Origin of the sequence: Agrobacterium leguminum, assembly GCF_015704895.1 — a bacterium.
Taxonomy (GTDB): Bacteria; Pseudomonadota; Alphaproteobacteria; order Rhizobiales; family Rhizobiaceae; genus Agrobacterium; species Agrobacterium leguminum.
The window spans coordinates 123,707-134,132 of the sequence record NZ_JADQWB010000013.1; the positions used below are offsets into that span (position 1 = coordinate 123,707).

Here is a 10,426-nt window from a genome sequence, read left to right on the forward strand (position 1 = left end):
CGGGGCATCCTCTCAACCTCATTCCTGTTCCCCGGAACAAGCCCGAGGATGTCACAGGAATCCAGCCGACGTGCGTCTGCGCGGCAGGGAGACTCCTTTCAGCCCAAGGACTTGGGATGGCTGGATCCCTGTGACAAGCACAGGGATGAGGGAAGGGGAGCGCTCAACTCTTCAGCGCCCTTGGATCAAGCGCATCGCGCACGGCATCGCCGATGTAATTCACACTCAGAACCGTCAGCGAGATTGCCAGTCCCGGCCACAGCACGCGCGAGGGCGTCAATTGCAGGAAGTTCGCGCCATCGAACAGCAGCCGTCCCCAGGTCGGGAAATCGGAGGGGAAGCCGAGGCCGAGGAAGGACAGCGCGGATTCCGTGATGATGGCGGCGGCAATGCCGAGCGTGGCCGAGACCATGATCGAGCTCAGCACATTCGGCAATATATGCCTGAGGATGATGCGGTATTCGCGCATGCCGCTCGATTTCGCCGCCATGATGAATTCCTGGCTTTTGATCGTCAGCACGTCGCCGCGCACGATACGGGCCGTATGCATCCAGCTGGTTATCCCGATCACGAACACGATCAGGATGAAGATGCCGGTTTCTGGCCCGAAGGCGGCGCGCAGCGTATCGCGAAACAGCATCAGGATGACGAGCAGCAGCGGCAAAAGCGGTAGCGCCAGGAACAGGTCGGTCAGCCGCATCAGCGGGCCGTCGAGCCTGCGGAAATAGCCAGACAGCACGCCGACCAGCGTTCCGAGAAACAGCGCCAGCAGCATGGCGGTGATGCCGACGGCAAGCGAGATGCGCCCGCCGGCAAGAACCTGCGCCAGCATATCCTTTCCGAGATTATCGGTGCCGAAGGGATGCGCAAGCGACGGCCACTGGTTGCGCGCCTTCACATTGATGGCGTTGGGCGCAACGGTGTGGATATAGGGGCCGACATAGACCGCCAGCAGGATGAAGACGAAGACGAAGAGACCCGCCACACCGCCCTTGTGAACGCGGAACTGTTTCCAGATATCGGCAAGGGCGGATTGCGTGGGGGTGGTCGCAACCGTCGGCGCTGCGATGGTGGCGTCAGTCATAGCGGATCCTCGGGTCGAGAATGCCGTACAGCACGTCGGCAATCAGGTTGAAGAGCACGATCAGCACCGCGAAAATGAAGGTGAGCGTCTGCACCAGCGGAATATCCGCGCCCTGAACGGCGGTGATCAGCAATTGGCCAAGCCCGTTCACGCGGAAAATCTGCTCGGTGATGATGGCGCCGGAAAAGATGGTCGGCACGCCGAGCGCAATCACGGTCACGACCGGGATCAGGCTGTTGCGCAGTACGTGGATGAGCAGGACGGATTTTTCCTTCACGCCCTTGGCGCGCGCGGTGCGCACATAATCCTGGTGCAGATTGTCGAGCATGGAGGCGCGCACGAAGCGGCTGATCTGCGAGACATTGTAGAGCGTCAGCACCAGCACGGGCAGGAACATCTGCTTGACCTGCGCCACGAAACTTCCCCAGTCGGTCACCTGAAGGTTGGTGTCGTAAACGGAAGGGAACCATTGCAGGTAAGAGCTGAAGATGACCACCAGCAGCACGCCGGTGAAGAAAGTCGGCACCGAATAACCGACCATCGAGACGAAAGTGCCGATCTGGTCGAAGATCGAATATTGCTTATAGGCGGAAATGACGCCGATCGGGATCGCCAGCAGCGCACCGAAGAGATAGGCGAGGCCCACCACCCACAGTGTCTGCGGCATGCGCTGAATGACGAGATCGACCACCGGGCTGCGTGTCGCCCAGGAGAGCACCCGCATGCGGCTGCCATCGCCGATCTGCCAGCCGGTCAGCCTTTCAATGAGGTTCAGCGGTTCGTTGATGAAGAATTGCTGCAGCCACATCAGGTAACGGATGAAGAAGGGCTGATCGAGGCCGAGCGAGGCGCGGATTTGCTCGCGCACTTCAGGCGGGATGGTGAGCGGCAGGTCGCCGGTCGGGTCGTTCGGCGCAAGATCGAGCAGCGCGAAGATGACGAAGCTGATGACAAGCAGCGTCGGTACGGCAAAGGCAAGCCGCCGGAGCGTAAAGGTAAACATCTGAAACTCTCCAGACCCAGAGCGCGGCAGGACGAAAATTGGGAGCGTTTTCGCCTTAGCGCGGCAAATGTGTCTTCAGATCATGGTCCAGGGGCATGCAGAAGGCCGGCCTCTCCGGGGGGAGAAGCCGGCGCATCCGCGTGTTACTTCTTGCGGGACCAGTCCGCGACGTTCCAGAGTTCCGAATCCCAGGCATTCATGCGAACGCCTTCCAGCGTCAGCGAATGCGAGGAAACGCTGCCGCGGTGGATGAGCGGAATATGCGCGCCTTCCTCCGTCAGCATGTCGTTCAGCTGCTTGGAAATCTCCGCGCGCTTGGCAAGCTCGGCGGTCTTGGAGAGTTCACCCACCAGCTTGTCGAATTCCGGGTTGCAATAACGCGGAATATTCTGGCCCTGCCAGCCGTTTTCCGGGGCCGGGATCTTGTCGCACAGCCATTCCGCCAGATATTTTTCCGGGTCCGTGCCGTCGAAATTGTTGGTGTACATTTCGACGTCGGCATAAAATTTCTGGAAAGTATCCGGGCTTGCCGGGTCGCCGCCGAAGAAGACCGAAGCGCTGACATTGCGCAGTTCGGAGGCAACGCCGATCTGCGACCACATGTCCTTCACCAGTTCCTGCGTGGCCTGGCGAACCGAGTTGGTGGAGGTCTGGTAGAGGAAGGAGAGCTTCACGCCATTCTTGGCGCGGATGCCATCGGTGCCCTTCACCCAGCCGGCATCGTCCAACAGCTTGTTTGCGCCTTCCACATCCTGCTTCAGGCACCAGCTGTCATTCTTGGTGGAAGCGACGGCTTCCGGAGCCGGCACGATGTTGCAGGTCGGTTTGCCCGCTTCGCCATAACCCGCTTCGTCGATGACATCGCGGTCGATGGCGAGCGACAATGCACGGCGCACGGCGGGGTCGGAAAGGGCCGGGTGTGGGCCGGCCTGCTTGGTGGAGCGCTTGTCGCCCAGCGAAGGATCGGCATTGTACCAGTTGAGATTGATACGCTCGACCTGGGTGCCGAAGGCGGTTTCCAGCTTGCCCTTACCGGCGGCCACCATGGTGGCGAGGATTTCCGGCTCCACCTGCATGTTCCAGGCATAGTCGAATTCGCCGGTTTCAAGAACGGCGCGTGCGGCGGAAGCGGCATCGCCGCCGCCCTTCAGGGTCGCCGTGGCGAAGGCGGGCTTGGCGGGGTCGCGGTAATTGGTGTTGGCGACGAAGCTGATGACGTCATTCGGCTTGAAATCCTTGACCACGAAGGGGCCGGTGCCGATGGGACCGAAATTGGCGGATGTGCAGCCGGGTGCGGCAGCGCCGACGCATTTTTCAAACTGCTTCTTCTGGATGACCGGCGACTGTGCGCCGACGAATGCGGAATAGGGGTAGGGTTTCGGTTCGGTGAAGCTGACCTTGACGGTGTGGGCGTCGACGGCCTCGACATTCTTCACGCCCTCATATTGCGCCGCCTGCGCGCAGCCGCCATCCGGTGCGGTGCAATATTTCCAGGTGAAAATAACGTCGTCGGCGGTGAGCGGCGTACCATCCGACCACTTCACGTCGCTTTTCAGCTTCCAGGTCATGCTGAGCAGATCCTTCGCGACGCCGCCATTGTCGATCGTCGGAATTTCGGTGACCAGCATCGGCACCAGCTCGCCCTTTTCGTCGTAGCGCGCCAGCGGCTCAATCACCATGGACGAGCTGTAGACTTCCTTCGTGCCACCGGAAAGATAGGGATTAAGTGTCGATACGGCCTGCCAGAACAGGATTTTCAGTTCGCCGTCACTGCCGCGCTCGGCATGGGCGGCAGAGCCTGCCAAGGCCATGGCCGCCACCGTGCTGGCAAAGAGAACGCTGCGCTTCTTCATTGTCGTTTTCCCCTTTTTGGATTTTATCTATTTGAATGTTTGACGCTTTTCCCGTCGTCATGTGCAAGGTCTGTTATTCTAAGTATTTGACTTTGCTAAGGAATATTCCTCCATTCCCGATGATGCTATTGTCAGTTTTTTTGAAAAGCAAGTCCCAATGTTTCTTTGATGAACAAAAATTGAGCCATTCAGTTTTGGGCCTATTTTTCGCTCATGCAGCAAATTTCATGCTTGCAAAACGAGAAATTCCAAACGCAATATGGCGTCCGACAACCCGGCGGGGAACAAAAAAAGGGAAAAAGAGAATGCCGATATTGAACCGTGTGGCTGAAATGCAGGAAGAAGTTGCCGGCTGGAGGCGCCATCTGCATGAACACCCGGAACTGCTCTACGATGTCTTCGAAACATCGAAATTCGTGGCCGAAAAACTCAAATCCTTCGGCTGCGACGTGGTCGAGACCGGCATCGGCAAGACCGGCGTGGTCGGCATCATCAAGGGCCGGCACGGGGATGGCCCGACCATCGGTTTCCGCTCTGACATGGACGCGCTGCCGATCCTTGAGACGAGCGGCAAGCCCTGGGCTTCGAAGACGCCGGGCAAGGCCCATTCCTGCGGTCATGACGGGCACACCGCCATGCTTCTGGGTGCGGCGCAATATCTGGCCGAGACCCGCAATTTCAAGGGTTCCGTGGCGGTGATCTTCCAGCCGGCGGAAGAGGGCGGCGCGGGCGCGCTCGCCATGCTGAACGACGGCATGATGGAGAAATTCGGCATTTCGCAGGTCTATGGCATGCATAACGAGCCGGGCATTCCGGTCGGCAATTTCGCCATCCGCAAGGGATCGACCATGGCGGCGGCGGATAGTTTCGAAATCATCATCACCGGCAAGGGCAGCCATGCGGCCGCCCCGCATCTTTCCATCGATCCGGTGCTGACCTCGGCGCATGTCATCATCGCCCTGCAATCCATCGTCTCGCGGGAGACGGATCCGTTGAAATCGCTGGTCGTCACCGTCGCCACCACCCATGGCGGCACGGCCGTCAATGTCATTCCCGGTGCGGTGACGCTGACGGGAACGGTACGCACGCTGCTGCCGGAAACCCGCGATTTCGCCGAAAAGCGCCTGAAGGAAGTGGCGACTGCCACCGCCATGGCGCATGGCGCCACCGTGGAGGTGAAATATCATCGCGGTTATCCCGTCACCTTCAACCACAGTGACGAGACCGAATTCGCGACCGGCGTGGCCATGGGCGTGGCCGGTGCGAACGCCGTCAACACCAATCCGAACCCGCATATGGGGGCCGAGGATTTCTCCTACATGCTGGAAGCGCGCCCCGGCGCATTCATCTTCATCGGCAATGGCGATACCGCCGGGCTGCACAATGCGGCCTATGATTTCAACGACGATGCGCTGCCTTACGGCATCAGCTACTGGGTTTCGATGGCCGAAACCGCACTTGCTGCGTAAGACATCCGGCGGCCTTCGTGGCCGCCTTTTGCTTTTCAGGAGATCGGCATGCTTTTGGCGGCGACGTCCATGGAACAGACCGGCGGTTCGGTAAGCCCGGTTTTATCGGTTCAAAATCTCACCACATCCTTCCGCGTCGATGGCGGCTGGAAATCCGTGGTCCGTAATATGAGTTTCGAGATCGCACCGCGCGAAACGGTGGCGATCGTCGGCGAAAGCGGCTCCGGCAAAAGCGTCACCTCGCTCTCCATCATGCGGCTCCTCGATAAAAAGACGAGCCGTATCGAAGGAAAGGTCATGCTCGGCGGGCGCGACCTGCTGGCGCTGCCGGAAGAGGAGATGCGCAAGGTTCGCGGCAAGGACATTTCGATGATCTTCCAGGAGCCGATGACCAGCCTCAACCCGATCTTCCCGATCGGCAAGCAGATCGCCGAGGCGCTGACCGTGCATCAGGATATTTCCTCTTCCGCCGCGCGCGCCGAGGTCATCCGCCTGCTTGAGAAGGTCCGTATTCCCAATGCGAAGAACCGTTTCGACGATTATCCGCACCAGTTTTCCGGCGGCATGCGCCAGCGCGTGATGATCGCCATGGCGCTCGCCTCCAAACCGAAATTGCTGATCGCCGACGAGCCGACAACGGCGCTCGACGTCACCATTCAGGGCCAGATTCTCGACCTCATCAAGACGCTGCAGGAAGAGGAGGGCATGTCGGTCCTGTTCATCACCCATGATATGGGCGTGGTGGCGGAAGTCTCGGACCGCACCATCGTCATGTTCCGCGGCGATGTGGTGGAAACCGGAACCACCGACGACATTTTCCATCGCGGCCGCCACCCCTATACGCGGGCGCTGCTTTCGGCAGTGCCGAAGCTTGGCTCGATGAAGGAGAGGGTGCTGCCGGCCCGTTTCCCGATCATCGATATCAAGACCGGCGAAAGCCAGCCCGTTGCAGAGGTGAAGGACACGGTCTCCGGCGGCCGAACGCCCATTCTTTCGGTCAAGGACCTCACCACCCGTTTCGATATCCGCACCGGCCTTTTCGGCCGCAAATCCGGGGCCGTGCATGCGGTGGAAAAGGTTTCCTTCGATCTTGCCGAGGGCGAAACCCTGTCTCTCGTGGGCGAATCTGGGTGCGGCAAGTCCACCACGGGCCGCTCCATCACCCGGCTGATCGAGCCGACATCCGGCAATGTCATGCTCGATGGTTACGAGGTGCTGAAGCTCGACAAGACGACGCTGCGCACCATGCGCCGCAGCGTGCAGATGATCTTCCAGGATCCCTTCGCCTCGCTCGATCCGCGCATGAGCATCGGCACCGCAATCATGGAGCCCTTTATTGAGCATCGCCTCGGAACCAAGCAGCAGGCCCGCGAAAAGGCGGCCGATCTTCTGGAAAAGGTGGGCCTCAGCCCGGATATGATGCGGCGCTTCCCGCATGAATTTTCCGGCGGCCAGCGCCAGCGCATCGCCATTGCCCGCTCGCTGATGCTCGACCCCAAGGTCATCGTCGCCGATGAGGCGGTGTCCGCGCTCGATGTCTCGATCAAGGCGCAGGTCTGCAACCTGTTGCTCGACCTGCAACAGAGCCTCAACCTCGCCTTCCTGTTCATCAGCCATGACATGGCGGTGGTGGAACGCGTCAGCCATCGTGTGGCGGTGATGTATCTCGGCGAGATCGTCGAGATCGGCCCGCGTGCGGCGGTTTTCGACAATCCGCAGCATCCCTATACGAAAAAGCTGATGTCCGCCGTTCCGGTGCCGGACCCGGCGCGGCGGCAGATTCGGCGCAACATGGCGACCGACGAGATCAAAAGCCCGATCCGGCCGGTGGACTACGTGCCGCCGCAGCGCCATTACCGCGAGGTTTCCGCAGGGCATCTGGTGCAGGAAGCGGCGTGATCGAACAGTGTCGGCTTCGGGCTGAGGGCTGATACGGGAGCGAGTGGTCGCCCCTTGTTTCTTCTCCCCGCCGGGGAGAAGGTCGCGGCAGCGGGATGAGGGGGCGAGGGTAGAGATATACGGAGAGGGTGCCCCCTCATCCGACCCTTCGGGCCACCTTCTCCCCTCGGGGAGAAGAAACGCGCCGCACCGCCACGCCAGATGATTTTAGGCCCACTGAGCGCTCTCTTCCGCATCCGCCGTTTGACAGCCGACGCAAAAAAATGCCAGCAAATGCGCAAGCATAATTCTCAAAGGGCAGCGGCATGGCCAGACGAAACGACGCACATGGACGGCTGGACGATGCGGCCCGTGCCGGCTGGCTTTATTATGTCGCGGGCCGCACGCAGGATGAGATCGCCGCCGCCATGGGCATTTCCCGGCAATCGGCGCAGCGGCTGGTGTCGCTCGCCGTCGCCGAGCGCTTGATCAAGGTTCGGCTCGATCATCCCATCGCCGCCTGTCTCGAAAAAGCCGAGCGGCTGAAAGAGAAATTCGACCTCAAATATATCGAGGTGGTGCCGAGCGATCCGGCCGGGGTCTCCTCCACTGTCGGCATCGCCGAGGCCGGGGCGGCGGAAATCGAGCGCTGGCTGAAGAATGCCGATCCCATCGTGCTCGCCATCGGCACCGGCCGTACATTGAAGGCCGCCGTCGACCAGCTGCCGCCAATGGAGTGCCCGCAGCACCGCATCGTCTCACTGACGGGCAATATCGGGCCGGATGGATCGGCCGCCTATTATAACGTCATCTTCAGCATGGCCGATGCCATCAAGGCGCGGCATTTCCCAATGCCGCTGCCGGTTCTATGTTCTTCTGCGGAAGAGCGGGAACTGCTGCACGACCAGTCCATGGTGCGCTCCACGCTGGCGCTGGGTTCCGCGGCCAATGTCACCTTCGTCGGTGTCGGCGAACTCGGTGAAAACGCACCGCTCTGCGTCGATGGTTTCCTCGGCGTGGATGAGATGAAGGCGCTGATGGCAAGCGGTGCCGTCGGCGAGATTTGCGGCTGGATGTATGATGCCAATGGCCGCATTCTAGAGCATTCCGTCAACGAGCGCGTCGCCTCCGTTCCCATCCCTTCAAGAGACACCTGCACCGTCATCGGCATGGCGCAGGGCGCACGCAAGAACGCCTCGATTCTGGCGGCGCTGAGGGGCGGTCTGCTGAACGGCCTCATCACCGATGAAGTCACGAGCGAATATTTGCTCACGCACTGAGCAAAAATTAAACACATAAAATCAATGGCTTGGTTTTTCCATGTGCGTCGCAGCACAGGATGTCGCTTGACTTTTTTGCTAATGAGGTGAGTAAATGCCCTAGAGCAAAGCGAATGCTCATCATTTTTCTTCTGGGAGGAAGATATGACATTGAAGACCATTTTGCTGGGCGCATGCTCGGCACTCGCCTTTTCGACCCTTGCTTCCGCCGAGACGCTGACCATCGCGACCGTGAACAACGGCGACATGATCCGCATGCAGGGTCTGACCTCGGACTTCACCACCAAGAACCCCGACATCAAGGTCGAGTGGGTGACGCTTGAAGAAAACGTCCTGCGTGAGCGCGTGACGACCGATATCGCCACCAATGGCGGCCAATACGACATCATGACCATCGGCAATTACGAAGTGCCGATCTGGGCCAAGCAGGGCTGGCTGCTGCCGCTCGAAAAGCTTGGCGACAAATATGACGTCGACGATCTGCTGCCGGCGATCCGCGGCGGCCTCTCCAGCGAAGGCAAGCTTTACGCCGCGCCCTTCTATGGCGAATCCGCCATGATCATGTATCGCAAGGACCTGTTCGAAAAAGCCGGCCTGAAGATGCCGGATAGCCCGACCTGGGAATTCATCGGCGACGCCGCCCGCAAGATTACCGACCGCAAGGCCGATATCAACGGCATCTGCCTGCGTGGCAAGGCCGGCTGGGGCGAAAACATGGCCTTCATCAGCGCGCTGACCAACTCCTTCGGCGGCCGCTGGTTCGATGAAAACTGGAAACCGCAGTTCGATCAGCCGGAATGGAAGAGCTCGCTGCAGTTTTATGTGGATCTGATGAAGGATGCCGGTCCGTCGGGCGCATCCTCCAACGGCTTCAACGAAAACCTGACGCTGTTCCAGCAGGGCAAATGCGGCATGTGGATCGACGCCACGGTCGCTGCTTCCTTCGTCTCCAACCCGAAGGATTCCACCGTTGCCGACAAGGTCGGTTACGCCATTTTCCCGACGCATGGCGAGCTGAAGAACCACGGCAACTGGCTGTGGTCGTGGAACCTCGCGATCCCGAAGAGCTCGCAGAAGGCGGAAGCGGCCGAGAAGTTCATCTCCTGGGCAACCAGCAAGGAATATACCGAGCTTGTCGCTTCCAAGGAAGGCTGGGCAAACGTGCCTCCGGGCACCCGCACCTCGCTTTACAAGAATGCCGAGTATGAAAAGGCCGCCGCCTTCGCCAAGCCGACGCTTGCCGCGATGGATGCCGCTGACATCACCAAGCCGACCGTAAAGCCCGTGCCTTACACCGGCGGTCAGTTCGTGGCGATCCCTGAATTCCAGGCGCTCGGCACCACGGTCGGTCAGCTGTTCTCGGCAGTCGTTGCCGGTCAGTCCAGCGTTGACGATGCGCTTGCGGGCGCCCAGTCGACCGCGACGCGCGAAATGACCCGCGCCGGTTACATCAAGTAATCCTCCCGAAGATCGCTGTCCGGCGCCAATGCCGGGCAGCGAACCTTGGGGACGGCAAGCCGCCGGTCTGTATGGCGGCGTTTAAGCCTTTCAAATCAAAACAAGAATGAGCCGGTTCTTCCGGATATGCCGGGCGCATGTCGTGACGCCCACGGCCCAAGGGGAGGTGAGTGCAATGGCAACCCGAAACACGAGCGGATTAGCGCGGGTCATGCTTGCGCCATCGGTGCTGTTGTTGCTGGTGTGGATGATCGTGCCTCTGGCGATGACGCTCTGGTTCTCGTTCCAGAACTACAATCTCCTCAACCCGGCCAATGTCAGCTTCGCCGGTCTGTTCAATTACCAGTATTTCTATACCGATCCGGCCTTCTTCCAGTCGATCTGGAACACGCTGCTGATCG

At 60.1% G+C, this 10,426-nt stretch carries 7 protein-coding genes and 1 pseudogene; 5 read left to right on the forward strand and 3 right to left on the reverse strand.

The features are described 5' to 3' along the window. Nucleotides 1–163: 163 nt before the first annotated feature. The 3 genes from I3J13_RS18475 to I3J13_RS18485 all read right to left on the reverse strand — a co-directional run bounded on the left by I3J13_RS18475 (nt 164) and on the right by I3J13_RS18485 (nt 3,940). The gene (locus I3J13_RS18475) at nt 164–1,084 is read right to left on the reverse strand and encodes an ABC transporter permease (RefSeq protein WP_196379719.1); all 921 of its coding nucleotides are present in this window, start codon (nt 1,082–1,084) and stop codon (nt 164–166) included. Then, nucleotides 1,077–2,087, reverse strand: a complete 1,011-nt coding sequence (locus I3J13_RS18480) for an ABC transporter permease (RefSeq protein WP_020813216.1) — start codon at nt 2,085–2,087, stop codon at nt 1,077–1,079. Before I3J13_RS18480 ends, I3J13_RS18475 begins: the two co-directional genes overlap by 8 nt. A 143-nt stretch (nt 2,088–2,230) precedes the next feature. Further along, nucleotides 2,231–3,940: a peptide ABC transporter substrate-binding protein gene (locus I3J13_RS18485; protein ID WP_196379720.1), complete on the reverse strand. Its 1,710-nt coding sequence runs from the start codon at nt 3,938–3,940 to the stop codon at nt 2,231–2,233. A 305-nt stretch (nt 3,941–4,245) separates the two neighbouring features. On the opposite strand from I3J13_RS18485, the gene I3J13_RS18490 reads away from it, so the two are divergent. The 5 genes and pseudogenes from I3J13_RS18490 to I3J13_RS18510 all read left to right on the forward strand — a co-directional run. Next, nucleotides 4,246–5,409 carry a M20 aminoacylase family protein gene (locus I3J13_RS18490; RefSeq protein WP_196379721.1) on the forward strand — a complete coding sequence of 388 codons (1,164 nt, stop codon included), beginning with the start codon at nt 4,246–4,248 and terminating at the stop codon, nt 5,407–5,409. 48 nt (nt 5,410–5,457) lie between these two features. Next, the gene (locus I3J13_RS18495) at nt 5,458–7,308 is read left to right on the forward strand and encodes an ABC transporter ATP-binding protein (protein WP_065655299.1); all 1,851 of its coding nucleotides are present in this window, start codon (nt 5,458–5,460) and stop codon (nt 7,306–7,308) included. A 305-nt stretch (nt 7,309–7,613) separates the two neighbouring features. Then, complete coding sequence (locus I3J13_RS18500; protein ID WP_020813212.1) at nt 7,614–8,567, forward strand: sugar-binding transcriptional regulator; 954 nt, start codon at nt 7,614–7,616, stop codon at nt 8,565–8,567. A 144-nt stretch (nt 8,568–8,711) separates the two neighbouring features. Further along, nucleotides 8,712–10,025, forward strand: coding sequence for an ABC transporter substrate-binding protein (locus I3J13_RS18505; RefSeq protein ID WP_003524929.1), 1,314 nt, complete (start codon nt 8,712–8,714; stop codon nt 10,023–10,025). 175 nt (nt 10,026–10,200) lie between these two features. After that, nucleotides 10,201–10,426 (forward strand): annotated as a pseudogene (locus I3J13_RS18510) (sugar ABC transporter permease); the annotation flags it as partial.